This window comes from Corynebacterium meridianum, assembly GCF_016342265.1.
In the GTDB taxonomy this organism is placed as follows: Bacteria; Actinomycetota; Actinomycetes; order Mycobacteriales; family Mycobacteriaceae; genus Corynebacterium; species Corynebacterium meridianum.
Genome location: NZ_JAEIOS010000009.1, coordinates 95810 through 121833 on the forward strand (window position 1 = coordinate 95810; position 26024 = coordinate 121833).

A 26024-nucleotide genomic window follows, 5' to 3' on the forward strand; every position below is an offset into this window, starting at 1 on the left:
TGGCTGGCGGTCGGGGCGGTCCCGCCGGGATCAACGGTACCCACCCGGCCCCCGATGGTTTCCCGCCACAGGCGAAAGGATCATGGCTGCATGACCTTCATCGTGTCGCCCCGGGCGTTCGCCGCGAGAGCAAGATAGAGCTCCGCGCACGCCAGGGCGTCGGTGAGTGCGTTGTGGCTGCGGTAGAACGGCAACCCGTAGCGGCCGCGCACCCGAGGCAGTCGCAGGTCCTCGCCCCGGGGATAGGTTCCCATGCGTTCCATGTGGCGGCGTTCCACGGCGAAGGTGTCCACGATCGGGACGATCAGGTCGGCACCGAAGTGACGCCTGCACGCGTACCCGAGGAACCCCTGCTCCATGTGGGCGTAGTGGACGAGCATGACCCGCCCTGCGAGCGCGTCCAGCAGCCGGGCCACCGCCTCGGCCGAGTCCTCGCCCGCGGCCACCGCGTCGTCGGTCAGTCCGTGGACGGTGGCGGACTCCCCCACCGAGGCGTCCCCCTCGGTTCCGCGGAGCACGACGTGTCCGGCTCCGGCGAGGTCGATGGACCGGCCGTCGACCGGGACCCAGCCGATGGACAGCAGCCGGTCCTTTTCCGGGGTGAGCCCGGTGGTCTCCACGTCGACGGCGAGCAACGGCAACGTGTCCAACTTGTCGGAGGGAACCGGGAAACTGCTCCGGTAGAACTCCGCCAACGGGCCGGTCGCGGCGCGCATCGTGCGGGAGCGCTTGTCCAGACCGAACATCAGATGCTCCTGACCGGGTACTTCGTCGCCAGTGCGTTCTGCATGTTCTTGATGATCTGGAAGGCGTCGCGCAGGTGCTCGGAATCGAGCCTGCCCAGCGCCTTCGGGTTGATGTGGTAGTTCGGCTCCTCGCCCCGCCGGACCTGCTCCGCCTGCTGCTTGAGGGCGATGGTGTTGAGGAAGTCGAAGGCGTCGATGAGTTCCTCGGCCCCGCCCGTGGACACCGCCCCATGCCCGGCGGCGAGCTTCAGGCGAGGCCGGGTACCCACGGCGTCGATTCCGCTGGCCAGGGAGAACAGCCGCGCCATCTGGACGATCGCGGCGGTGCCGCCCTTCTTCACGTCGAGGGTGTTGGCGTACTCCCCGGAGCGGTCCACCACGAGGCCGCGGAAGAGCCCCAGCGGAGGTTCGCGGCGGGCCGCGAGCGCGCCGAGGTGCGCGTGCATCCGCTGTGCGCCCCGGGCCTGTTGGACGGCGAAGGCGTGCACCTCCTCGGCGAGTCTCTCCTCACCGTGGATGGCCCGGAAATCGAAGAAGGTCTGCGCGTGGAGCAGGGCGTCCGGCTCGGGTGCGGTGATCCAGTTGTGGAACGTGGAGATCCACGTCGAGACCGTCATCCGCCAGTCCGGGTTCATCGCCATCATGTTGCCCGGGCAGAGCACCTGACCGGCGGCGGCCAGGCCCTCGCACACGTAGGTCGCGAGATCCGCGAAGTACTGTCCGTGCTCCGCCTCGTCGAAGGAGTCGTCGAGCACCATCGCGTTGTCCTGGTCGCTCGCCAGCCCCATGCCCCGGCGCCCCTGCGAGCCGACGACGACGAAGGCGTACGGGACCGGCGGCTCGCCGAACTTCTCCTCCCCGAGCTGCAGCAGGCGCCTGGCAAGCCCGTCGGCGGCCACGGTGAGCAGCCCGGTGACCTCCTCCGAGCTGGCGCCCCGTTCGATGAACCGGACGGCCACGTCGTGGGCATTGTCGTAGACCTCCTTCAGCTCCTCCAGGGTGTTGCGCTTGGAGAGGTCCGCGGTGAGGTAGATCGGGTCGTGGCGCAGCAGCCGCATGATGTCGGAGGAGCTGACCAGCCCGACGAGGCGACCCGAATCGACGACCGGAAGATGGTGGACGCGTCGTTCGGCCATGCGGAGCATCGCCTCGAAGGCGGGCATGTCGGATGTCGCCGTCTTCGGTCCCGCCGTCATGATCTCGGTGATCGGTCCGTCCAGGTCCGTTCCCGCGGCGACTCCGCCCCGCATGTCCCGGTCGGTCACGATTCCCGCCAGGTCTCCACCGCGGGTGATGAGGAGGGACGAGACGCGGTTGTCCTCCATCGTCCGGGCGGCCTCACGGACCGAGACACCGTCCTCCACCGACACGGGTTCGGTGACCATGAAGTCACCGACGAGGGTGCTCAGCACGTCGGAGGCGGAGTCCTGCCGCAGGGACGAGGCCGCCGCGGCGATCCGGGCGGACTGGCCCGAGTAGTAGCGCTGAACCTGGGGATGCTCCTCGGCGAGTTCGATGAACGCCTGGCGCGGCAGGACGAGGAGGAGGGTGTCCTCGACGGCGATCATGTCGTACCGGGAGGCCGCGTCGTCGCCCACGAGGGTCGAGTAGCCGAAGGTCCTGCCGGCGCCCCGCCGGTCCAGGAGGATGCCGTCCGCATCGGTGATGTCCACTGCGCCGGACCGGATCACGTGGAGGGTGTCGTTGGTGTCCCCCGTCCCGACGATCGTCACCCCACGACGGACATAGCGCATGTCCATCTGCGCGGGCAGGGCGTCCAGGACCTCATCCGGCAGCTGCGCGAAGGGATCGGTGGCGGCCAGGAAGTCGCGGACCTCATCAAGTTCAACAGACATGCAGCAAGTGTATCCGGTGATCGCGGACACACGCAGTCAATTCACGTGATACACGTCTCCAATTCGGTCACAGCGGGTTCATCGAAAAGCTATCAGCGTTCACTGTGAATTCCCGGATGCACCCTGGTTTCACGCCCCTGATTTTTGTACGCTTACCGCAATCGAACTACATGCGTGGACCACAGGGGCCCACGCCTGAACCCGGCCGGCCCCCCGACCGTCAACCCGAGGTGATTCGCTTGTCCACCGTTCGCGTCCAACCGGGCACTCGTCCATACCCCATCAGGGACAACGCCCTACCCCTCGACACGATCGCCGACGATGTCCTGTGCGATGCCGCCTGCACCAACACCCCACGATTCGTCCCCCACGACGACGGGTGGGCACTCGTCCTGGCAACCACGCAGGGGGCACCCGGCCGCAGCCTTTTCGCGGACGTATCCGGAATCACCGACCGGTCGCGCCTCGAGGCCGGTCTGATGCGCCCACACCCCGAGGTCCCCAAGGTCCGTGCCTGCGTCCTGAAGGTCCCGAAGGGCTGGCGTGGAAGCGTCCGCTACCTGCCCATGGAAGGTGAGAACCCCGTCGCGCCGACCGGTGCCGCACAGCGCGCCTGGTGGAAGGACCTCATTCGCGGCGCCCTCCTCCCCGAGGGCGAGGAGATCAACCACTCGTCCGCGCCCGCGACCGTGGTCTCCGCACCGGACGCCGCGATGGACCACGCCACGGGCGAGGAGCCCGGCTGGCCCGCCCGGACAGTGAACATCGAGGCCGCCGAACCGCGGTGCATGCGGCTCGTGGAGACCGGTGGCACCGGGGTTCCGCTGGTGGTGTTCGACGGCCCGCTGTTCCACAACGCCGGAGCGATGGCCGCACTGTCCACCCTCGACGTGATCCCCTCCCACATCGCGTTCATCATCCACGGCCACGACGTCGAGTCGAGGAACCGCGATCTCGTCCGCAACGACGATTTCACGGCCGCTGTGCTCGACACCGTGGCCCGGGAGACCGGCGCACCACGGGTCGTCGTCGCGGGTTCGTCCTACGGCGGACTCGGCGCCCTCTACGCCGCCGCCACCAGACCCGAGCAGGTGGCCGGGGTCATCGCCCTGTCCACACCGTTCTCCCGCTTCGAGGACTGGGAGCTGCTGCGCAAACTCCCGGACCGGATCCGGGTCATCATCGACGGCGGCGAACTCGAGTGGCTCATGGTGCACGGCTTCGAGCACGCCGAAGACCGCCTGCGCGAACTCGGTGTGAACCACATCGCCAGGAGATTCGTCGGAGGCCACGACATCGCCTGCTGGCGGCGGCGAATGGCCGAAAACTACGCACTGATCGCCACCGACCTGGGTAAATAGATAAATTAGATTTCACTGGCACCGACCCCGGTTGGTCACGAAGAAGAATCACATCCACGCATCCCTGTTGACACTTGACATATAGGACCGGTTACCCACCACCAAAATAAACCAAACGATTCACCCGGCCATACAGGGCGGCAAAGCTAGACGATTCACCCACCGGCAAGTAGAAGTGGTTTTGCGGCCATCAAAGCCAGCCGAGCGAATCAAACCAAAATTATACTATCAATTCCCCACAAGACCCCTTAAGCCCTGCAACACCCTACCCGAGCCCCACAAGGACACAGAACTGCACATAAATACAGCAGTTCCTTAAGTATATGGTTCCCATAAGAGAATCGGTGTAGGATGAAAGCATGTCAATACTTTCTCGCTGCCTGTGGCAAACAACAATCTCGCAAGAAATAGGCGAATCACTTCTAGACGATGCTCTGATAAAAATATCACCCTGGGCGTTTGACAACAAAAACCTGGAGGAGATATTGGATACAGGCGAGTGGTCCTTTCAGCGTTTAATGTCTGGAAAATCCGCTACGAGAAGAATAGTCTGCAATCGAATCGATGAATACAACGGCGTTATCGTCAATGTCGAGGATACGGATAACAATAATGACCTCTGGGGCGTCTCTATCCGAATCCACATCGAAGAATCAACGTGCTACTTTTGGATCGATAACACACTAGAATCCAATAACCCAAATAGGTTTTTGAAACTCGGTCGACCGCGCGCAGTTTCCGATCTTCTACAACTAGGAAATTCACCATCCTTCGGGAATGGAGAAATTCTAACTTGCCCAGAAACGATCACCACGAAGAATTTTCAGCCTTTCCTTGAAAGACTTCAGAGTAACGAGCGACTACTCCCTTTGATCGCCATTACCTGCCCTTACTCGGGATTTGATCAGGGAGCCTCCACGTTTGCAGAGAAGCTCGCAACTCGGGTGACAGGATTTGCTACGGTTGCAACCATAACCCCCGAAGCGCAAGAATTCCTACGTGAATCACTTCCTGATGGATTAGGCGTGTGGGGTGGCTCGATTCGTGTATACGGGACTGGACCACTCGACGCATCATATAAGCATCGTCTTTACTCGCTCCCGGAACTGAGTGAAAGACTCGCCGACTCTATCGTCTACCGTACAGCCATGTTCTCGACCCGCCGGTACCCTCCGGAACCATTGAGGATCTTCGACAGGAAAATCACCTCAATGAGGCAAGGAGGCGAGAATGCCGAGGTAGTAAGACTACAGGAGGAAATAGACAATTTAAAGTTGGAGCTAGAGATACTCCAAGATGAATACAATGAAAGCGAAGCCGATCTAAACAGCACACGCGGAAAGCTCGAGAGGACCAGACGTCAGCTCCGGCAATATTCAGCCATCGAGGAGACTGAAAGTCCCGCAGACAATGACCCGCCAGACGAGGTCTCCGGATGGGACGAGGCAATAGAGTACTGCCAGAGGTATCTTTCCGACCGGATATCGTTACCTCTCGAGGCGATTAAAGAACGCGAAATCCTAGAGAGTACACCGACAGCAATCGCTTGGGGCAACGCCCTGTGGAGAGGCTTGTCATCACTTCATGCATACTGCGAAGATCAGGTCAACGGAAAATGCAATGGAGGCTTTTACCAATGGTGCATTTCTTCGGGGCGGTGGAACTATTCAAACAAAAAACTCGCCATGCGCGAATCAACTACAGTAAGAAACAACGACACGCTCCGTAGTGCCCGGATGTTTCCGTGTTCGAGTTCTCTGGATCCCAGCGGAAGAATACTCATGGAAGCACATCTAAAAATATCCGAAGGCGGCGGAAGCCTTGCACCCCGAGTTTATTTCTTCGATGATTCCCGAGGGCCTACCAAGAAGATCCACGTCGGGATGATCGGACCTCATTATCTCACACCGAACACGAGGAGCTAGCGCACCGAACCCTACTCACTAGCCCTATCAGGGTTTCTCCTGTCGGTATCCAGATCAGAAAAAAGATGCAGCTACACCATGGGCCCAAAGAGGCATCGGTGAGATTAGGCCCTTCTCCCTGAGATAGTCTCGTCGTCGGGCTTCGACTTCGAGAACGACGCAGGCGGTGTCTCTACCCCAGCGCCGCGACGATCCGGTCCCCCACCTCGCTGGTGATGACACCACCGGCGTCGCGGGATGTGACGTCCTCCGCGACGGCCTTCTCGATGCGTGCGGCGTTGTCCTCGTCACCCAGGTGGCGCAGGAGGAGTGCCGCGGAGAGGATCGCGGCCGACGGGTCGGCGATGCCCTTTCCGGCGATGTCCGGCGCGGAGCCGTGGACCGGTTCGAACATGGAGGGGTTGACGCCCGAGGCGTCGATGTTGCCGGAGGCGGCCAGCCCGATCCCCCCGGTGACCGCACCGGCGAGGTCGGTGAGAATGTCGCCGAAGAGGTTGTCGGTGACGATGACGTCGTAGCGGGACGGGTCGGTGACCATGTAGATGGTGGCGGCGTCGATGTGGTTGTAGTCGACGGTGACGTCCGGGTACTCGGCGGCGACGGCGTCGACGGTGCGCTGCCACAGCCCACCTGCGTGGACGAGGACGTTGGTCTTGTGCACGAGAGTCAGGTGCCCACGGCGGGCGCGGGCACGCTCGAAGGCGTCACGGACGACGCGCTCCGCGCCGAAGCGGGTGTTCTGGCTGACCTCGCTGGCCACCTCGTGCTCGGTTCCCTCGCGGAGGAGGCCGCCGTTGCCCGCGTAGAGGCCCTCGGTGCCCTCGCGGACGACGACGAAGTCGATCTCGCCCGGGTCGGCGAGCGGGCTGGCGGATCCCGGGTAGAGCTTCGCGGGCCGCAGGTTCACGTGGTGGTCGAGGGCGAAACGCATCCTGAGCAGCAGCCCGCGCTCGAGGACACCGGGCGGGACCTCACCCGGGGCGCCGACGGCGCCGAGGAGGATCGCGTCGTGCTCCCGCAGGCTGGCGAGATCGTCGTCGGTGAGGGTCTCGCCGGTGGCGAGGTAGCGGCGCGCACCGAGGTCGAAGTCGGTGGTCTCGATGTCGTCGCGTACCGCGCGGAGGACCTTGAGTGCCTCCGCCGTGACCTCCGGGCCGATTCCGTCGCCGCCGATAACCGCCAGTTTCATTTTATGAGACTCCATTCCCACATAGTGAACTTATGTGGGTGAGTCTAACACTTCCCCACCGGTCCCACAGCCCCCGTCCGGGTCCGGATCAGACCTGTCGGAGCACGGCCTTCAGCTGCGAGCCCGCACCGATGACACCGGTCCTGATCACGGCGTCAACCTGTGTGTCGCTGACGCCTGCGGCCACGGGGACACCGACGCGGGACACGAGCCACCACTCACCCGACTGCTGCACCGCACACACCGCCGCGGTCGTGGACAGGGCGTTGGCGTGGTTGCAGACGTGCAGGAGCTGTCCGGGATCCGGCTCACCGGTCGCGGGTACGCGGGCCGCGACGCGGATGACCGCCTGCTCGGGATCGGCGAGGATGATGTCGACGGGGGTTCCGTCCATCGACAGACACACGGTCTCCGTCTCCTCGTCGAAGGGAACCTCCTCCACTCCGCGCGCCGCGAACCAGCCGGTGACCCGCTCCCGGGTCAGCGGTGGGAGCTCCGGGGGCGGCGTCCGGACGACCGAGCGGCCCGGTGTCTCCGTGATCTCGGGGGCGGAGTCCGGCAGCGCCTTCGCGATCGCCTCCGCGAGTTCCCCGCCGATACGCAGCGCGGTGCCGATGAGTCCTGCCACCTGTCCCCTGGTCACCCCGTCGCCGACCGGGAACACCAGGCGGGCGGTGACGTCGAGGGGGGCGGCATCCTCGGCCGAGGTGTTCTCCCCCGGTGCGAGCACCGTCCGCAGCGGTTCCCCACCGGGCGCCGAGAGAAACACGTGCGGGGCACAGGGGGCCGAGTTCACGGCGTTCGCGGCGACGAGCGCGGTGACGTAGTCGGCCGCCGTGACGGTGCCGTTGTAGCGCAGCAGCGCGATGATCCGGGGATCATCGTTCTCCGTGTCCACATGCACGGTGAGGGTGACGGGCCCGTGGTCGACGGTGACGTCGGCTCCGGGGGCGGCGGCCCGCGGCTCGAGGCCGATGCTGCGGGCCGCGGACTGGACGAGAGCGGTGTCGGGCCGGGTGAGTTCTTTCATGGAGCGGGGAGGGTCACTTCCTCGGGTCGGTCGGGGCGGCCAGCGTTCGGCCCGGGCTGATATCTTCCCTGTCCAACCTACGCCACGGGGTGCGGGGATCGGCGAGGCGAGTACCGGCACCGTTTCCCTTTGTGCCGCAACACCGCTAGGGTGGACCTCCTGTGTGCCCGACCGGATAGCGCAACGCGCCCGATCGGGCTTTTTCTTCATCAGCGGCACCCTCCCCGGAACAACCGCGGGAGCGCCGTGCGCCCGACACGCCGACCACGCCCCAGCGTGGTGCAGCGCCGCGCTGATTCCCCATGATCCACCTGAAAGGCCCCCATGCCCCTCGAGCGCTCCGCCGTGAACGACACCCACGGAGACATCAGTGTCCCGGCCTCCTTCCGCGCCGCCTTCTCCTCCCCGCGCAGGCTGCGCATCGAGGTCCTCGCCGGCCTCGTCGTGGCACTCGCTCTCATCCCGGAGGCGATCAGCTTCTCCATCCTGGCGGGCGTCGATCCCAGGGTCGGGTTGTTCTCCTCCTTCATCATGGCCGTGACCATAGCGTTCACGGGCGGACGACCGGCGATGATCACCGCGGCGACCGGTGCGGTGGCCCTGGTCATCGCGCCACTGGTCGCGTCCCACGGACTGAATTACCTGATCGCGGCGGTGATTCTCGCCGGTGTCTTCCAGATCCTGCTCGCCGCGACGGGCGTGGCGAAGCTGATGCGTTTCATCCCCCGCTCGGTGATGGTCGGCTTCGTCAACGCACTGGCGATACTTATCTTCATGGCGCAGATACCGCACCTCTACAACGTGCCGTGGGTGGTGTACCCGCTGATGGCGGTGGCTATCGCAATCATGGTGTTCCTGCCGCGCGTGACGACGGCCGTTCCGGCGCCGCTGATCGCGATCATCGTGCTCACCGCGGTGGCGATGCTCGGTGGTCTCAGGCTTCCCGATGTCGCCGACCAGGGCGAGCTGCCCTCGAGCCTGCCGCAGTTCCTCATCCCGGACGTCCCGTTCACCCTGGAGACGTTGACGGTCATCGCGCCGTTCTCGCTCGCGATGGCGCTCGTCGGCCTGATGGAGTCGCTGATGACGGCGAAGCTCGTCGACGATCTCACCGAGACACGCTCCGACAAGACCCGTGAGGCCTGGGGCCAGGGCGCAGCGAACATCGCCTCCGGCTTCGTCGGCGGCATGGGTGGCTGCGCGATGATCGGCCAGACGATGATCAACGTCAAGGAATCCCGCGCCCGCACCCGCCTGTCCACCCTCCTCGCCGGCATCTTCCTGCTGATCCTCGTGGTCACCCTCGGCGACATCGTTGGACAGATCCCCATGGCCGCACTGGTGGCCATCATGATCATGGTCTCCGTCGGCACGTTCGACTGGCACTCCATCGCACCCCGAACCCTCACCCTCATGCCCTGGTCCGAGACCGCGGTCATGCTCGTCACCGTCGCGGCGACCCTGGCCACCCACAACCTCGCCGTCGGCGTGGTCACCGGCGTGGTCATGGCGATGGTCATGTTCGCCCGGCGGGTCGCCCACCTGACCACGGTGGAGAAGATCGCCGACGTCGACACCGACGATGACGGCCGGGTCAATCTGCGCACCTACCGTGTCGTCGGCCAGCTGTTCTTCGCCTCGTCGAACGATCTGGTCTACCAGTTCGACTACGACAACGATCCCGCCCAGGTCGTCATCGACCTCACCGACGCGGAGGTGTGGGACGCCTCGACCGTCGCCACCCTCGACGCCATCACCCGCAAGTACGCGGCGAAGGGCACGGAGGTGCAGATCATCGGCCTCGACGGCGCATCGAAGCGGCGCCTGGACAGGCTCACCGGCGAACTCGTCTGACCCGCCACGGCACCCCTGCGGCAGGCGCACCTTGTTATCCTGCCGGTGAACGGACGCCGTTTCCCCGTACGTTCACGGGGCTGACTCTTCGAGGAGCCGGATACGCACCAGCGACGACCTCGCCTCCCCCGGGACCACCACCGGCGGATTCTCCATCCGCCGCTGCCTGAACACGGCCCTGGACACCTTCCTCGCGAACACCTGGGGATGGCTCGGATACGGGATCCTCGCGATCCTGTTCCCACCGTTGTCCCTCCGACGTGAGGACGCCGGAGGGATCAGCGCGCCCGCCGAAGCAGTCATCGGAGCAGTCATCAACGGCGCAGTGTTCACGGTCCTGTTCGCGCTCGCGTTCACCTTCATCATCCGGGCCGCACTCCGCGACACCGCAGGCGACGGGGATGCCACGGGTGGGAACACCGGAAACGCCTTCCCCGTGCTCCTGCTGATCGGCGCCGCGTTTCTCATGGTCCAGGCGGCCGCGGTCCACGTCGTGGGCCTCCTGGGGCCGGAGTGGGCGCTCATCGACGGGCCGTGGTACTTCCACCTGCGGCTCACCGCCCTGATCATCGCGGTCGTGAGCGTTCTGCTGCTGCCTTTCGTACTGTTCGCCCCGTTCCTCTGCACCGCGGGCGCGCCGGTCGGTGAGTCTCTCGCACGGGGCTTCGCCATGGGCCGAGCACACTTTCTCAGAATCGTCGCACTGCTGCTCGTCTGCATCCCGGTCGTGATGGCCGGTGCGCTCGCGCTCGGGGTCGGGATCCTGGTCTCGATCCCGGTGGCGATCCTCACCGTCGCCGCCGCCTACCGGACCGTGTGCGGAGAAACGAACTCCACGGGGACGCTCGCACACCGGAGGAGAAGCGTTAAGTGACACACGTATCCCCGGTGACACTCACCGTTCCACCCGTGTGACACAACGAACAGACGATACTCCGAACACTGGACAGGGCCGGCTCCGGGGCGTCTACCACGAGATTCCCGACGAACGGCCCGTAAACTTCCGATTACGCCCGACCAAACAACATGGGGGTGTCCGTCGCCACATTCGATACCCCTTCGCATTCCGCGCTACATCAGTATCTTGGAGGTCATGAACCCTCGGAAGATCGGCGTGACAGAAGTAGCACTGCGCGATGCACACCAGTCCCTGATGGCCACCCGCATGGCCATGGAGGACATGACGGGCATCTGCGAGGACATCGACAAGGCCGGGTACTGGAGCGTTGAGTGCTGGGGCGGGGCGACGTTCGACGCCTGCATCCGCTTCCTCAACGAGGACCCCTGGGAGCGGCTGCGCACCTTCCGCAAGCTGCTGCCCAACTCGAAACTCCAGATGCTGCTCCGCGGCCAGAACCTGCTCGGCTACCGCCACTACGAGGACATGGTGGTGGACAAGTTCGTGGAACTGTCCGCGGAGAACGGCATGGACATCTTCCGCGTGTTCGACGCCCTCAACGACCCCCGCAACCTCGAGCACGCCATGGCCGCGGTGAAGAACGTCGGCAAGCACGCCCAGGGCACGATCTGCTACACCGTCTCCCCGCTGCACACCGTGGAGGGCTACGTCGAACAGGCGGGACGCCTGCTCGACATGGGCGCGGACTCCATCGCACTGAAGGACATGGCCGCGCTGCTCAAGCCGCAGCCCGCCTACGACATCATCCGCGGCATCAAGGAGACCTACGGCGAGGACACGCAGATCAACGTCCACTGCCACTCCACCACCGGCGTCACCCTGGTCACCCTGATGAAGGCCATCGAGGCCGGCGCCGACGTCGTCGACACCGCGATCTCATCGATGTCGCTCGGCCCGGGCCACAACCCCACCGAGTCCCTCGTCGAGATGCTCGAGGGCACCGACTACACCACCGGCCTCGACATGGAGCGGCTCATCACGATCCGCGACCACTTCAGGGAGGTCCGCCCCAAGTACGCCGAGTTCGAGTCGAAGACGCTGGTGGACACCAACATCTTCCTCTCCCAGATCCCCGGCGGCATGCTGTCCAACATGGAGTCCCAACTCAAGGCACAGGGCGCGGGCGACCGCATCGACGAGGTCATGCGGGAGGTCCCCGTGGTCCGCAAGGACGCCGGATACCCGCCGCTGGTGACTCCGAGCTCCCAGATCGTCGGCACGCAGGCCGTGTTCAACGTGCTCATGGGCCGGTACAAGGTCCTGACCGCCGAGTTCGCCGACCTGATGCTCGGCTACTACGGCGAGTGCATCGGTGAGCGCAACCCGGAGCTCATCGAGCAGGCCAAGGGCCAGACCAAGAAGGAACCCATCACCTGCCGCCCGGCGGACCTCCTCGACCCCGAGTGGGACGAACTCGTCGAGCAGGCCGCGGCCCTCGAGGGGGCCGACGGCTCCGACGAGGACGTGATGACCAACGCCCTGTTCCCCGGCGTCGCCCCCGGATTCTTCACCACCCGCGACGAGGGCCCGAAGTCCGTCGGCAAGACGAAGGAACAGCTCGAGGCCGAGAAGCAGGCCGCCAAGGAGGGCTCCTCCGCCGTCCGCGAACCGATCACCTACCGGGTCTCCGTCGGCGGCCGAAGCCAGACCGTCCGCGTCGAACCCGCGTAGAACTCTCCCCTCATCCCCCTGCACCACCCCAGCACGAAGGAGCACGATAGTCCGATGGCGCAAGACAACATGGACGCCCGCCTGACCGAACTCGCCGAACGTCGGGCGAAGGTCTTCGCCGGCGGCGGAGAGAAGAAGATCGAGGCCCAGCACGAACGCGGCAAGCTCTCCGCCCGCGAACGCGTCGACCTGCTCATCGACGAAGGCACCTTCCAGGAGACCGGCGCCTTCACCACCCACCGCTCCACCCACTTCGGACTGGACAAGGCGACCCTACCCGCCGACGGCGTGGTCACCGGATCCGGCGCCGTCTACGGCCGCCCGATCCACGTCGCCTCCCAGGACTTCACCGTCATGGGCGGCTCCGCCGGTGAGGAACAGTCCAACAAGGTCGCCGCGATGATGCAGGCCTCCGCCACCACCGGCACCCCCTTCGTCCTGATCAACGACTCCGGCGGAGCGCGCGTCCAGGAGGGCATCGGCTCGCTCTCCGGATACGGGAAGGTGTTCTACAACAACGTCCTGCTGTCCGGCCTCGTGCCGCAGATCTCCATCATCGCCGGCCCCTGCGCCGGCGGCGCGGCCTATTCCCCCGCGCTGACGGACTTCGTCATCCAGACCCGCAAGGCCAACATGTTCATCACCGGCCCCGGAGTCATCAAGACCGTCACCGGCGAGGACGTCACCGCCGAGTTCCTCGGCGGCGCCGATTCGCACATGTCCAAGGCCGGCAACATCGACTTCATCGCCGAGGACGACGAGCAGGCCATCCTCATCACGCAGAAACTGCTGAGCTTCCTGCCGCAGAACAACACCGAGGAACCACCGCTGGTCAACCCCGACGAAATCGTCGAAGCCGACCCAGCCCTCCGCGACATCGTCCCCGTCGACGGCCGCCGCGGCTACGACGTCCGCGACGTCATCGGGCGTCTCGTCGACCACGGTGACTTCCTCGAGGTACAGGCCGGTTTCGCCCGTTCGTTGGTCGTCGGTTTCGGCCGCATGATCGGCCGCACCGTCGGGTTCATCGCCAACCAGCCCAGCGTCATGTCCGGCGTGCTCGACATCGACTCCTCCGACAAGGCCTGCAAGTTCATCCGCTTCTGCAACGCCTTCAACATCCCCCTGGTCACCCTCGTCGACGTCCCCGGCTTCATGCCCGGCGTCTCCCAGGAACACGGCGGCATCATCCGCCACGGCGCCAAGGTCCTCTACGCCTACTCCGCCGCCAGCGTCCCCAAGATCACCATCGTCCTGCGCAAGGCCTACGGTGGCGCCTACGTCGCGATGTGCTCCAAGGACCTCGGCGCGGACAAGGTCTTCGCCTGGCCCACCGCCGAAATCGCGGTCATGGGTGCCGAAGGCGCCGTCAACGTCGTCTTCCGCCGCGAGATCGCCGCAGCCGACGACCCCGAGGCACGCCGTGCGGAACTCGTCCAGGAATACAAGGACACCTTCTCCTCGCCGTACATGGCAGCCAGCCGCGGGCTGGTCGACGAGATCATCGACCCCGCCGACACCCGCCGGGAGATCGCCCACGCCCTCGAACTGCTGGCCAACAAGCGGGTACACCGGCCCGCGAAGAAGCACGGCCTCGGACCGGTGTAAACCACATACCCCACGAGCACAGCGCCCCGAACAACCCCGAACCCAGCCCACAGGAGAACACAGTGAGCGGCACAACCCCGAACCCAGCCCACAGGAGAACACAGTGAGCGGCACCACCCCGAACCCCGCCGACCGGAACGACCTCGAAGCACGACTCAAGGTCACCGAGGACACGCTCAAAACCATGAGCAGGCGGATCGACCAACTCGAACGGGAACTCGACGAACTGCGGCGCCGCTCCGACGTCGAGATCCCCGACGACATCCTCATGGCGATCTCCGCCGCGGTGTCCGCCTACCTGGGTAACTCCGGCAAGGTCCGTGCCGTCCGTTTCCACCGGCACCGCACCTGGGCACAGCAAGGGCGCCGCGCGGCCCAGATCCACCACCGCACCCAGATGTAACCCGACCGACCACACCCCACCCGGGCGCACCGAAACCCGCGCCGCCGAAACCCAGCTGATCGCCCCAAAGGAGCACACCGCACATGAAACTCAAGGTCACCGTCAACGGCGTCGCCTACTCCGTCGATGTGGAGGTCGAGGAGGAGCAGCGGACCCTCGGTCCCGTGATTTCCATGGGCTCGAGCCCCGTCAACACCCCGGCGGCGCCGACCACCGCATCCGTCCAGGGCGTGTCCTCGAACGCGGTCGTCGCTCCCCTGGCAGGCAGCGTGTCCAAGGTCCTGATCAACGAGGGCGACACCATCGAGCAGGGCCAGGTTCTCCTCGTCCTCGAGGCCATGAAGATGGAAACCGAGATCACCGCACCCGCAGGCGGAACCGTCGCCTCCCTCCCCGTCAGCGTCGGCGAATCCGTGCAGGGTGGACAGGTCCTGGTGGAGATCGGTTAGGTTGGTTCAGGGTGAGGTGTTGAGCTAGAGAGTGCCTCCAAAATGGGGGACCCCGGTCAGACTCGCACAGCGGATGACCGCGGCGCGGTAGGTGATGGCGAGTTTGCCGTAGCGGCTGGTCGAGCCTCGCAGCTGTTTGGCTGGGGCGAAGGATCGTTCGACGACATTTCGCCCCTATAAAGGTCAGCGTCGAACTTCAGGGGCTGGCCGCCGCTGCTGCTTCGACGTGCCCGAGCAGCGATCGTGTCGCTCTTCTCGGAGATGATAGTGGCGATGTTCCGCCTACGGAACTAGCGACAGATGGTGCCGGATGAGTACGCCTTGTCGCTGACCACCGCGTCCGGGCAGGTGCGAGGCCGGCCCCGCCCGTGGCGGGGAATGTAGCTGGCCGGTACCTACTCCAGCTTGGCACCGTCGTTGGGTTGCGCGCCGGTGACCACGTTCGCGGATAGCCGGCCTCGCCCGTCGACGTCGCGGTGGAACTTGGTCGTCAGTCCACCACGCGACCGGCCAATGCCGTGACCCGCAGATTCACACTCCGCGACTGGCCGGTTCTTGTGATTCGGACGAGCCCCCTGTGTCCTGCTCAGGGCGCGTTGTGTTCGTGCCATATCGATGGGCGCGACCGAGCCGTTCCGGTCGTTCATCCCGGCCGCATCCACATCAGCGAAAATCGTGTGCAGACCCGGTACCAGGTGCGGTCCTCGGTGCAGCGAACATGGGCCTTCCACACCGTCTGCCACGGGCCGAACTCCTCCCGAGGCAGGTCACGCAACGGAAACACCACCCGGTAGCGGTAGATGATCCCTTCGACGACCTTGCGATAGTCCCGAAGCAGATATCCCTGCCGCCCAGCGTTGGAGGGAAAAAAGGGGCATCGATCCGTTTCCACTGCTCATCGATGAACTCGCAAAACCTCGACTCTGGACGCCCCCTACGGCCACGGTCTCAAGAATCATCGCTCAGCTATAGGATACACGCCCTAGTTGACGTTGAACTAAGAGGGTAGGGCGGAGTGAAATTCATCCCTCCAACGCAAACTCAATCTTGTTCAAATATGTCTTTCGTGACAGAGTCCCAAACTTACATCGCTAGGCGTGTGATTACTGGGATAATTACTGAGAAAACGCGAATCGATACCAAGGATCCTTATACTGCCCACCTCCCGTTTATCGCCGCGTGTTGCGCAAACTCGAGATCGCTACATTGGCGCGACAGCCGGTTAGTTCCAGATAACTTTTCACTCGCACGCCATCGGAAAAACGATCAACGCATCCTCGAAAATCCTCCTCAGTCCACAGCACAGACGCGCTGCCAATGTAGCAACTAATTAAATGTGAAAGTTGAGTAGGGCGCAAACTTCTCAAAACAACCAACACATTTCGTAGACACAGGGAGAAAGTACCAACCACTACAGAGAAAGAGTACTAGTGATTCAGTGCAGACCTATATTTGTCCCGAATTTCATATATAAGATCCTCAAGATACATCACGTCCGCCTTTTTATATTTCAGCGTCTGATCCAAGTCACGGACGTAAACATCGTTATCGTAGCGAGACAGTTTACCAATAGCTTCAACGCGGAATACCAGAAGCTTCTGCCCATAAAGAGTCACCATCTCCAAGTTAGATAAGATCTTCGACTTCAGGGGCTCTGAAATTGGCTCCTTATGAAGGTCATCTCGAACCATATGAAGGTAGGCTTCCGAGTCAATGGCCTTACCACTTAAATTAAACTCGCGGTCTAAGCCGACGACGTAATTCTCAGAAATGAGAGGCGCCTTAACTCCATCAAGGCTATTAATCTTATCCGCGTCCCTCTTTGTATCCGCAACTCCTACGATAAGATACCCAGCATTCAAATCATAGCCGGATGGACCCAGGTTTGCTATCGCAACTAAAGTCTTTGCAATTTTATCGAGCTTAACACGCTTCCGACCGGGAGAGAGATCGTACATTCCCTGCTTAAACTCAATACGTCCATTTTCGCACGGAAGCGCCAAAATCCCCTCAAGGGTTTTAGATTGATATATCTCCGAAACGCGATCCTTTGCAATTGGCGTAACCGATCCCTTAAGGCGCTGCTGGACGATTTTGAACATTTCACCGCGCCCTTTCTCCCCCTTCTTAGATGAAGGCATGTTGGCACCAAAAACGCCTAGAAGCTGATCAAGTGCTTCTTTGGAGTTTTCTTCGCTAATCTCCTTCTCGACACGGTCGCTAGACCTGAAACAAAGTTCGTAAATAGCAACCAGAAGAACTGCGAAAGCAGAAGGGAATTTATTGCTATTTACCTTCTTCTTTGACGGGTCGTAATAGAGATGACGTTGAAGCTTGATATTAGGTATGTTTTTACACATCTGGTCAACTTGAGCGAAACAAAAAATAATCTGCTTCTTCAAGGTTTCAGCGCCAATTCTATGAAGCTCACTCAGGACAACATTCTGAAGCTCCGATCCTTCACTATAGAGCTCGTCTAGAACTTTTCGATCGGTTGAAAGCAAAACGTCCTTAGTATTCAGGATTGAGCCGAGAATATCTGCGATTACTTTTTCATCTTCACTGGACCTCAAATCAACAGAATTGAGTATTCCCTTCTGAACCCAGAATGTATCAGATGCGTTAACCGAATACCCCATCTTCGCTTTTCGGCTTTCAACTGAATAGTTTTTAACCTCGCCCAGCAAAATCGTTCCCAACTTTTCTGGGTTATACGTTATACTTGGCATTTCTCCAAGATTTATTCCATTCTCACCCAAATCGTTCCGTAAGTATGTAGCAAGATCACGAACCAAATTTGCTAGATCGTTATCAACACCAGCCTGTCGGCGCTCCTGGTTACTAAGCCGACGACCGTAACTATTAATCCTGCGGAAAACTTCTTTTACATCTTCCTCAGATGCAGATGCCACGATCGATGCTTGCAGTGTATACGCCAGAAAACGATTCGATTGGGAAGAAGCTGCCAAAGCACTTGGGTCTTGGATAACATTTACGCCACTCTGCTCGATATGTTCTCTTGCGGCAGGATAATTATCAACGTTAAAATAGTTACCTCGACCATCTGTCGACCGTTGTTCAAGATATGAAAATATCGCGTCAAGTCGCTGCATACCGTCGATTATTTCATAAACTTGAGATCCAGTATCGTTTAGAATTATACCCGGTATTGGATACCCGTTGTATATTGACTCTATTAGTTCTGATTTCTCTTCCGGCGTCCACACCAATTTTCTTTGATAACGCCGATTCACCCGGAACTTCCCATCAAGATAGAGTGTAAAAAGCGTTGCGATTGGGAATGGCTGCGATCTTAGCTCAAGCTGTCTTTGAATTTCATTCTCCGACGGTTCAGAAATGGGGTTTGCCGATTTCACGATTCACTTCCTAACTTTTTTAAAAAACTACAGTTACTACCAGTATGTGAACCACACACGATATTTTAAACTTGAAATAGGCCTCCGAACTAGGTAAACTTAATCTCCTTCAAGTTTTCCCTTTATGTAAATTAAAGGATCCGCCTCTCTGATTCTTCCACATTTCGTAACCGAGACGGTAACAATCGTATGATCGCCTCCTTTGTACCACGAATCTACCACCCCAAGGAACCATGCAACAGCACCTGAGATAAAGGGCACACCAATCTCGCCTCGGCGCTCGATCTCCACCCCCGCGAAGCGGTTCTCCACATGTCGGGCGAATTGTACCGCCAGCTCAAGCTGATCAGAAGCGAGCACGGAGATCCCGACCTCACGGCCGACAGCCAGGTGCGGCAATGACTTGGACTTGTTCTCGATACACACGACCACCATTGCCGGCTCCAGGGACAGTGACGCAAAGGCACTGACGGTCAGCCCGATGTCCATTCCCTCCGAATGGCTGGTCACCACCGTCACCCCGGAGGGGAACGATCCAACAGCGGTGCGTAGTTCGAGGCCCGATACCGTTTCAGTCATGTTCACCTACTCTACCCCCTGATTTCCGGGCCCGAAGAGCACGGAAACTGGTTCAGTCGACGAAGAACGGGCAACCGTCGGGAGCTTCGGAGGAGTACGGTTCCCCGGCGTCGACGATGCAGACACCGGACACAAAGACAACCGCCACCCCATCTGCCCCCCATCAAGGGGAAGATACGGGCGAGGTGGCGGTAGTTTGAACGACCGGGCTATCAGGCCCCGAAGTCCACCTGGAAGGCGGTTGCGTCGAGGTCAGCGCTGATGGCTTCGACGACCTTCTCGGGGACCTCGGCGTCGACGCGGAGGATCAGTGTGGCGCCCTTGCCGGAGGCGTCCTGCGACAGGGCCGCGGCGGCGATGTTGATACCCTCGGCACCGAGGTGGGTGCCGACCTTGCCCAGTGCGCCGGGCTGGTCCGTGTAGTGGAGGAACAGGTTGCGGCCCTCGGCGCGCATGTCGAGTCCACGGCCGTTGAGGCGCACGATCTTCTCGACGCGGTCGAGACCGGCGAGGGTACCGACGACGGTGGCGGTGGAGCCGTCGGAGGCGATGGCCTTGACCTCGACGGCGGAGCGGTGGCTGACGGCCTCGCTCTCGGTGTTGACGGTGACCTCGACGCCACGCTCCTCGGCGATGCGGGGGGCGTTGACGAAGGTGACCTGCTCGTCGATCATCGAGGAGAACAGTCCACGCATGGCGGACAGGCCGAGGGCGTCGACCTTCTCGGTGGACAGCTCGCCGCGTGCGGTGACCTCGAGGGCGACTGGGGCGGTGTCGAGGAGTTCGCCGGCGACGAGGCCGAGCTTGCGGGAGAGGTCGAGCCAGAGGGCGACCTCTTCACCGACGCGTCCGCCGGAGACGTTCACGGCGTCGGGGACGAACTCGCCGGCGAGCGCCTTGAGCACGCTGTCGGCGACGTCGGTGCCGGCGCGGTCCTGGGCCTCGACGGTCGAGGCACCCAGGTGCGGGGTGACCACGACCTCCTTGAGACCGAACAGGGGCGAGTCGGTGCAGGGCTCGGAGGAGTAGACGTCGAAGCCGGCGCCGCGGATCTGGCCGGAGGTGATGGCGTCGGCGAGTGCCTGCTCGTCGACGAGACCGCCGCGGGCGGCGTTGATGATGATCTGCCCCTTCTTGGCCTTGGCGAGCAGCTCGGCGTCGAACATGCCGGCGGTCTCCTTGGTCTTGGGGAGGTGGATCGTCACGAAGTCACTGCGGCCCATGAGGTCCTCGAGCTCGACGAGCTCGACGCCGAGCTGCGCGGCGCGCGCGGGGTTGGCGTAGGGGTCGTAGGCGATGACGGTGGTCTCGAACGCGGCGAGGCGCTGGGCGAAGAGCTGGCCGATGTGGCCGAAGCCGACGATGCCGACGGTCTTGCCGAAGATCTCGACGCCCTTGAAGGATGAGCGCTTCCACTCGCCGTCGCGCAGGGTGGCGTCGGCGGCGGGGATCTGGCGGGCGGTGGATAGCAGCAGCGAGATGGCGTGCTCGCAGGCGGAGTGGATGTTGGAGGTCGGGGCGTTGGCCACCATGACGCCGCGCTCGGTGGCGGCGGCGATGTCGACGTTGTCCAGGCCGACGCCGGCGCGGCCGACGATGGTCAGGTTCTTCGCCGCTTCGAGGACCTCACGGTCGACGGTGGTCGCGGAACGGACGAGCAGGGCGTCGGCGTCGCCGACTGCGGCGAGGAGCTCGGGTCGGTTGGGTCCGTCGACCCAGCGCACCTCCACGCCGTCGCCGAGGGCGTCGACGGTGGACTGTGCGAGCTTGTCTGCGATGAGTACTACCGGGCGGCCATTCTGGCTCACGTTCTTACTCCTGGAGTGCTGGTTGCGTCCGCGTCCGGGCAGGCACGACCGCGTCGGCCCGGGGCGGGTCCACGCCGGCAAAATGTGGCGTGCGACTGCGCTTCAGTCTAGACCGTGCTGTCCGTGTGTCCACCGCGGGTACCCGCGGTGGAACGTTTGGTGACACACAACACAGTTTCGCTCACCGGACCTGCGGCTTCGGTGCCTGCGAATCGGGCGTTCACTGGTAGCTGACGAACCAGGGGCGGGGGGTGATCTTCATCGTCTGCTCCGGGGTGAACATCGGGGTGTCCTCGTCGATGAAGTTCTTCCAGGCGATGAAGTAGCGGGGATCCAGATCCTGCCGGAGTGCGTCGAATGTGGCGAACTTGTCGGACGCGGTTCCGTGTCCGTCGGCGTGCAGGACGAACGCGAGTTCCGGGTGCTCGAGGTCGATGGTCTCGCGGTCGCGGATCATCTGGAGCTGGAACTGGTGCAGCACGAACGCCTTCTGCGGGAGGTTGTTGTTCGCGGTGAGCTCGGCCAGCCAGTCGGCGACCTCGTTGACCTCGTCCGCCTGGACGTGGCCCACCTGCTGCAACGGCACCTCGTCGGGGCCGAGTTTCCATTCGGCGTCCAGCGCCAGTCCGACGTTCGGGAGTTTCAGCAGGTCGGTGTAGATCTTCGCCTGGTCGATTAGCCGGGCGCGGCCGGGCTGGAGGTCGAGTACGGCGTAGCCGCCGGCGTCGGTGATGGCGTCGATGTAGGGCCGCAGCTCCTCCGGATCGGCCTCATTGGAGTAGTCGCCGTCAGGTCCGGGTGAGCCGGAAGCGACGGTGGCGATGATCTCGAAGGCGGGGATGACGGGTTCCCCGGACAGCGGCGCGTACTGCGCAACGAGTTCACTGAGGTGGGCGACGGACTCCCCGGGGGTCCGCTCCCCCATGATTCCCAGTGCTCCGCCGGAGGGGTGCCCGTAGTAGGCGATCATGCGCCGGCCGGGGAACACGAGCTGGCCGCCGCCGGGTTGCTCGGTGGTGGCCGTGGTGGCGAGCTCCGTGGTGCGGGTGAAGTGTTCCGCGCTGCCGAACAGCTGGCCGAGTGCGATGACAGGATCGCCGTCCAGGCCGCGGATCAGCTCGAGGGAGTGTTCGCTCACGCGGGGGTCGGCGTGGTCGAGGATCTCGACGTCCGCCCCGGCGGCCCGGGCGGTGGCCACGGCGGCGATCCCGGTGCCGGGGGCCGCGAGGACGAGGGGCATCCGTTCCTTGTCCCTGCCGCGGGTGGGCAATCGGTCGAGATTCTCACCGGACCGGGCCGGGGAATCCGTTTCCGTACCGTCCGGTGTCTCCGTGTCCGTCGGGTTCTCCGCGCCGGTGGCTGACCCAGCCGGGTCCTCGGCGGGGGCCGCGCCGAGCAGGTCCCCGGGTTTGAGTGCGCTGATCTGCCGGAGGAGTCCGGAGGCCGTGTTCTCCGGGGTGACGGGGTTCGGGGTCTTTCCGGTGAGCGCCTCGAAGGCGGCGTGGCTCCCATCGTCGGTGTGGATGGCGACCGTCTCGGGCAGCTCGACCGCGACACCGCCGACGGTGAGAACCTCACCTGCGCCGAGTCTCTCGATCTCGGCGGCCAGTTCCGGGCCGTTGGTCCCGGTGGCGGTGAGCACGGGCAGCCCGGCGGCGAGGGCGATACTGGTGGCCCTCTGCTGTGCTGCGGGTTCCGGGGTGGCGATGACGGCGGCCGGCGCATCGGTGAAGAACAGTTCACTGACCTCGATGCCGGAGTGGTCTGTGTCGGCCAGGACGCGTGGTTCGGTACCGAAACGTTCGGCGACGGGCTCCCGGCCCGGCGCCGGGGATGACTGTGCGTTGCCCTGCTGACCGGGTTCCTGATCGCCGGATCCGTCAGCGGAGCAGGCGACGAGCGCGGTTCCGGTGAGGACCGCGCCACAGAGGAGCGCGATCACACGTCGGCGGTTCGTGGTCAGGATGCTGCGGTCGTGATGCATGGGACTCAACCGTCTCTCTCATCGGATCAGTGCGGATGTCCCAAAATACTAGGAAACGACCCGATGCTGCTATCGTGCGGCCCCGCGTCTCAGGATTCGGCTACCTGCGGATCCTCATCCCGGGAGGTGTCGCTTTCCCCGGATTCCCCGGGGTGCGCTGCATCTTCGCCGTCACCGTCACCGTCATCGGTGGCACCGGCGTTGCCGGTGGTGACGAACGCGTCCGGACCTTCCTCTCCGCCGCCGAGGTTCGTCTCGTCGACGTCGTGGATGGCGTCCTTGCCCATCGCCTCCTCGATCATCTTGAGCAACCGGGTGCGTCGGTCGGCGAAGAAGTCGTCGGAGCAGGCGTTGCGGAGGACCCGCGGGTCGAGGAGGTGGCTCGCGAGGACGGTGTCGAACTCGGCGTCTTCCATGAGCGACTTCGACTGCACGCGGGCGAGGTAACGGGCCGGCTCGGCGCCGTCCATGACCATCTCGGTCCGGCGGCTCAGGGGTGAGCGGTTGAGCACGCTGTCGGCGAGCATCTGGTTGACCCCGGTCCGGCGGCAGTACTGCGGCGGGAAGATCGGGTGGAAGCCCTCCTCGTCCTCCACGAGGTTCTTGGCGTCGAACCGGTCGCCGGTGCGCCAGTCCCTGGCGCCGCGGCCCATGAGCAGGGCGTGGGTGCCCTTCCAGACGCCGGATTCCGGGCCGACGCTGAGCAGTCGGGACTCGACGAAGCGGGCGTCGCTGATGGAGGCGGGCTCGGGTACCTCGGGTTCCCCGTCGAGTGCGGCCCGCACCCAGGGGGTCACCTGGTTGACGTCCCTGCCGGTGCGGACGTTCACTGAGGCGGATCCGTAGAGTTCGCCGAATACACCGGACCAGAACCACCGGTTGAGCCGGTCGACGGCCGTACTGCAGCGGAACACCTCGGGGGTCTCACCGAGCAGGGACAGGATCACCGCGAGCGGGGTTATCTGCGCCGCGTACGGGATCCGGGTGGTGTCGGTTATGCACCGTGCCTCGAGGAACTCGGCCGCTGCGACGAAGGCGTCGACGGTGCGTTGTGCGGCGGGTGCGTAGTCCGCGAGGGTGAGCTGGAGGATGTCCTCGCGGTGCCCGCTCGCATGCCCTTTCTCCGCTGTGGTCAGGAGCGTGACCGCGGTGAAGAAGGCGGTGCGGTCGATGCCGTCGAGGACGGGGTGCTTCCGCAGCGCCTCCTCGATCTCCCGCCACGAGTCCGAGAGCCGGAAGTCGGGGTCCTCGCTGGCGAAGACGGCGGTGAGCAGGTCGACCACGTCCATCTGGAGGCCCGCCGAGTTGGCCTGGGAGAAGATCGATCCGACGCCGCCCTGGGCGGTCTCCCGGTCGAGCCGGATGATCGGGACGGAGTACCGCACGAGTGGCTTCGCGACGGTGTTGTTGAACCGCTTGACGCGCTCCCTGGTGACGGGGTCGGCGCCCTCGATGAAGTCGAAGAGCATGTCGGTGCCCTCGTCCTCGAGCAGCGCGGAGACGGGCACGAGGCCGTGGGCGCGGGCGATCTCCCGGTCCGGGATCCCGCCCGCGATCTTCGGGCCGTAGTGGGACTTGATCTCACCGTCCGCGTCGATGGAGAGCACCGCCTCGTCGGGCATGATGTCCTCGGAGACTGCCTTGTCCACGTCGACGTAGAACCGGCGTTGGATGCGCATGTTGCGGAAGTCGACGGTGTCGACGAGTCCGTCGCCGCGGAGGCAGTGGTAGAGCGTGGTGAGGCGCTGCTGTCCGTCGAGGATCAGCATGCCCGGGTTCCGCCCTGTGTCCGGCGCCCCGGAGAGTGGACGGGGCCGGAAACGCATCGGTTCGTTCCGGGTGTCCAACGCCATGAGGCAGCCGATCGGATAACCGCGCAGCACCGTCACGATCAGGGAGCGGATACGGTCGACGTTCCAGCTGTAGTCCCGTTGGAAGTCAGGTAGTTGAACGTCTCCGCGGTCTATGCGGGCGAACAGATCGGTGAGGTCGTAGCTCGGTGTGGTGAAACCCATGCCGCCGACTCTATCGGGCTTTGTCGACATGTGCGCTACCGGCGTGTGAAACCCCGGTGACGGAACCATGTCCGTCCCGGGGTCGGGGCGTGGAGCGGGGAACAGGGCGTCAGTCGTGGACGTGAGCCTCGTGATCGGCGTGGTGCGCAGATTCTATCTGGATCGTGGCGTGGGTGACGCCGAACTTCTCCAGGCTGTGGTTCGCGACGTCGAGGACGTCGCAGCCGGACTCGACCCGGTCCGGGTCGACGACGAGGTGGCAGGTGGCGATGAGCTCGCTGCCATCCATCGACCACACGTGGAGATCGTGGGCGGTCTCCACACCGGGGATCTCTTCCAGTGCAGCGCGGATCTCGTCGAGGTCGACGTGCCCGGGGACGCGTTCCATCAGCACCCGGGTGGCGTCGAGCAGCAGGCGCATGGACCGAGGCAGGATGATGGCGGCGATGATGACCGAGGCGATGGTGTCGGCGAGGATGAAACCGGTCGCCCGGACAATGAGGCCCGCGACGATCACGGCGACGGACCCGAGCATGTCGGACAGGACGTGGAGGTAGGCGCCGCGCATGTTCATGCTGTCGTGCTGGCGTCGGACGAGCAGGAGCGCGGAGCCTCCGTTGGCGACGAAGCCGATGACCGCGACGATGAGCATCATCGTCGTGTCGATGTGCCCGTGCCCACCGAGCCGCTTGATCGCCTCGACCACGATCCAGATGGAGATCGCCCCGACGGAGAGCGCATTGACGGCCGCCGCGATGACCTCGATACGGCGGTATCCGAAGGTGGCGGAGGCGGTGGCCGCCCGTCTGCCGATGATGATCGCCACCAGGGCGATGACCAGACCCGCCGAATCGGAGAGCATGTGGGCGGCGTCGGCGAGCAGCGCCAGGGAGCCGGACAGCAGACCGAAGATGACCTCCGCGAGGAAGATCGTCGTGGTCAGGACGATGACGCCGATCAGCGCCTTGAGGGATTTCGGTGCGTGGGCGTGCGCGTGCCCGCCATGACCGTGATCATGTCCGTGTCCGTGGTCGTGCCCGGCGTGATCCTCCCCCTGACCGTGGGCGTGGCCGTGGTCATGTACCCCGTGATCGTGCTCTGCGTGATCGTGTCCGTGATCGTGTTGTTCCCCGGTTTTCGTGGTCTCGCTCATGTGCTGAACACTAGTCCAGAACATCGCTTATTGAAACCTTATTGAAAACGTGTTGGCCTTAAGCTGCGGAGATATTCCTTATTTCCCAAGCTTTTTG

Annotated in this window: 19 protein-coding genes; 8 read left to right on the top strand and 11 right to left on the bottom strand. The window is 63.5% G+C overall.

Going from position 1 to position 26024, the window contains the following annotated elements; all coding sequences use genetic code 11:
- Window positions 1–80 precede the first annotated feature (80 nt).
- Together JDV75_RS00515 and JDV75_RS00520 are read right to left on the bottom strand one after the other, a co-directional pair.
- The gene (locus JDV75_RS00515; protein ID WP_198737314.1) at window positions 81–746 is read right to left on the bottom strand and encodes an exonuclease domain-containing protein; all 666 of its coding nucleotides are present in this window, start codon (window positions 744–746) and stop codon (window positions 81–83) included.
- Window positions 746–2602 (bottom strand): DUF294 nucleotidyltransferase-like domain-containing protein, encoded by a 1857-nt coding sequence (locus JDV75_RS00520; protein WP_198737315.1) that lies wholly within the window; start codon window positions 2600–2602, stop codon window positions 746–748. The genes JDV75_RS00515 and JDV75_RS00520 overlap by 1 nt, the downstream gene beginning before the upstream one ends.
- A 239-nt stretch (window positions 2603–2841) precedes the next feature.
- Here JDV75_RS00520 and JDV75_RS00525 point away from each other — a divergent pair, with 239 nt between their 5' ends.
- Together JDV75_RS00525 and JDV75_RS00530 are read left to right on the top strand one after the other, a co-directional pair.
- The gene (locus JDV75_RS00525) at window positions 2842–3963 is read left to right on the top strand and encodes an alpha/beta fold hydrolase (protein WP_198737316.1); all 1122 of its coding nucleotides are present in this window, start codon (window positions 2842–2844) and stop codon (window positions 3961–3963) included.
- 359 nt (window positions 3964–4322) lie between these two features.
- Window positions 4323–5888: a hypothetical protein gene (locus JDV75_RS00530; protein WP_198737317.1), complete on the top strand. Its 1566-nt coding sequence runs from the start codon at window positions 4323–4325 to the stop codon at window positions 5886–5888.
- A 172-nt stretch (window positions 5889–6060) separates the two neighbouring features.
- Here the strand turns inward: JDV75_RS00530 and JDV75_RS00535 are convergent, their stop codons facing one another.
- Together JDV75_RS00535 and JDV75_RS00540 are read right to left on the bottom strand one after the other, a co-directional pair.
- On the bottom strand, window positions 6061–7077 hold the full coding sequence (locus JDV75_RS00535; RefSeq protein WP_198737318.1) for a 3-isopropylmalate dehydrogenase: 1017 nt from the start codon (window positions 7075–7077) through the stop codon (window positions 6061–6063).
- Window positions 7078–7165: 88 nt separating this feature from the next.
- Window positions 7166–8107, bottom strand: a complete 942-nt coding sequence (locus tag JDV75_RS00540; protein WP_198737319.1) for a YbjN domain-containing protein — start codon at window positions 8105–8107, stop codon at window positions 7166–7168.
- A gap of 324 nt (window positions 8108–8431) precedes the next feature.
- On the opposite strand from JDV75_RS00540, the gene JDV75_RS00545 reads away from it, so the two are divergent.
- From JDV75_RS00545 to JDV75_RS00570, 6 genes are all read left to right on the top strand, one after another.
- The gene (locus JDV75_RS00545; RefSeq protein WP_198737320.1) at window positions 8432–9961 is read left to right on the top strand and encodes a SulP family inorganic anion transporter; all 1530 of its coding nucleotides are present in this window, start codon (window positions 8432–8434) and stop codon (window positions 9959–9961) included.
- 247 nt (window positions 9962–10208) lie between these two features.
- Window positions 10209–10835 carry a hypothetical protein gene (locus tag JDV75_RS00550; protein ID WP_198737321.1) on the top strand — a complete coding sequence of 209 codons (627 nt, stop codon included), beginning with the start codon at window positions 10209–10211 and terminating at the stop codon, window positions 10833–10835.
- Between the two features lie 219 nt (window positions 10836–11054).
- Window positions 11055–12551, top strand: a complete 1497-nt coding sequence (locus JDV75_RS00555; RefSeq protein WP_198737322.1) for a methylmalonyl-CoA carboxytransferase subunit 5S — start codon at window positions 11055–11057, stop codon at window positions 12549–12551.
- Between the two features lie 54 nt (window positions 12552–12605).
- The gene (locus JDV75_RS00560; RefSeq protein ID WP_198737323.1) at window positions 12606–14159 is read left to right on the top strand and encodes an acyl-CoA carboxylase subunit beta; all 1554 of its coding nucleotides are present in this window, start codon (window positions 12606–12608) and stop codon (window positions 14157–14159) included.
- 184 nt (window positions 14160–14343) lie between these two features.
- Window positions 14344–14562 carry a hypothetical protein gene (locus JDV75_RS00565; RefSeq protein WP_198737642.1) on the top strand — a complete coding sequence of 73 codons (219 nt, stop codon included), beginning with the start codon at window positions 14344–14346 and terminating at the stop codon, window positions 14560–14562.
- A gap of 83 nt (window positions 14563–14645) precedes the next feature.
- On the top strand, window positions 14646–15011 hold the full coding sequence (locus JDV75_RS00570; protein WP_198737324.1) for a biotin/lipoyl-containing protein: 366 nt from the start codon (window positions 14646–14648) through the stop codon (window positions 15009–15011).
- Window positions 15012–15654: 643 nt separating this feature from the next.
- On the opposite strand, the gene JDV75_RS12275 is transcribed toward JDV75_RS00570, so the two are convergent.
- The 7 genes from JDV75_RS12275 to JDV75_RS00610 all read right to left on the bottom strand — a co-directional run bounded on the left by JDV75_RS12275 (window position 15655) and on the right by JDV75_RS00610 (window position 25927).
- On the bottom strand, window positions 15655–15903 hold the full coding sequence (locus tag JDV75_RS12275; protein WP_198737325.1) for a transposase: 249 nt from the start codon (window positions 15901–15903) through the stop codon (window positions 15655–15657).
- 535 nt (window positions 15904–16438) lie between these two features.
- Window positions 16439–18388, bottom strand: coding sequence for a GmrSD restriction endonuclease domain-containing protein (locus JDV75_RS12175; RefSeq protein ID WP_198737326.1), 1950 nt, complete (start codon window positions 18386–18388; stop codon window positions 16439–16441).
- 99 nt (window positions 18389–18487) lie between these two features.
- Window positions 18488–18967: a flavin reductase family protein gene (locus JDV75_RS00590; RefSeq protein ID WP_198737327.1), complete on the bottom strand. Its 480-nt coding sequence runs from the start codon at window positions 18965–18967 to the stop codon at window positions 18488–18490.
- 212 nt (window positions 18968–19179) lie between these two features.
- Window positions 19180–20775, bottom strand: a complete 1596-nt coding sequence (gene serA / locus JDV75_RS00595) for a phosphoglycerate dehydrogenase (protein ID WP_198737328.1) — start codon at window positions 20773–20775, stop codon at window positions 19180–19182.
- A 220-nt stretch (window positions 20776–20995) separates the two neighbouring features.
- Window positions 20996–22759: an MBL fold metallo-hydrolase gene (locus JDV75_RS00600; RefSeq protein ID WP_198737329.1), complete on the bottom strand. Its 1764-nt coding sequence runs from the start codon at window positions 22757–22759 to the stop codon at window positions 20996–20998.
- Window positions 22760–22848: 89 nt separating this feature from the next.
- Window positions 22849–24774, bottom strand: coding sequence for a GmrSD restriction endonuclease domain-containing protein (locus JDV75_RS00605; RefSeq protein ID WP_198737330.1), 1926 nt, complete (start codon window positions 24772–24774; stop codon window positions 22849–22851).
- Window positions 24775–24883: 109 nt separating this feature from the next.
- Window positions 24884–25927 carry a cation diffusion facilitator family transporter gene (locus JDV75_RS00610; protein WP_198737331.1) on the bottom strand — a complete coding sequence of 348 codons (1044 nt, stop codon included), beginning with the start codon at window positions 25925–25927 and terminating at the stop codon, window positions 24884–24886.
- Between the last annotated feature and the right edge of the window lie 97 nt (window positions 25928–26024).